We start from the raw sequence: 284 nt of genomic DNA on the forward strand, positions 1-284 counted from the left end.
CGGCGCGCTTGCCCGCGACGCCCAGCCCGCGCATTTCTGACGTTCCTAGGCGAACCTGATGAAGCTTTCGCCCCTGTTCACCGCCCTGGCCCTGACCGCCGCCAGCCACACCGCCCTGGCCGCCGACGGCACTGCCGACCTGTACGACGCCGTGGCCCCGGCCGATTCGGCCTTCGTGCGCGTGCTCAACCGGTCCGCCAGCAGCATCGATGTGGCCCTCAGCGTCAAGCTCAATGCGCAGAAGGTCGCCCCGGGGCAGCTCATCGGCTACCGCTTCGTGCCGG

Annotated in this window: 1 protein-coding gene; it reads left to right on the top strand. The window is 70.4% G+C overall.

Annotation, left to right across the window (positions count from 1 at the left end; all coding sequences use genetic code 11):
* Positions 1-58 precede the first annotated feature (58 nt).
* The coding region (locus OH705_RS27070) for an alginate O-acetyltransferase AlgF (RefSeq protein ID WP_267303416.1) at positions 59-284 on the top strand (226 nt) is incomplete at its 3' end.

The sequence above is a fragment of the Pseudomonas sp. BJa3 genome (assembly GCF_026343815.1).
Classification (GTDB): Bacteria; Pseudomonadota; Gammaproteobacteria; order Pseudomonadales; family Pseudomonadaceae; genus Aquipseudomonas; species Aquipseudomonas soli.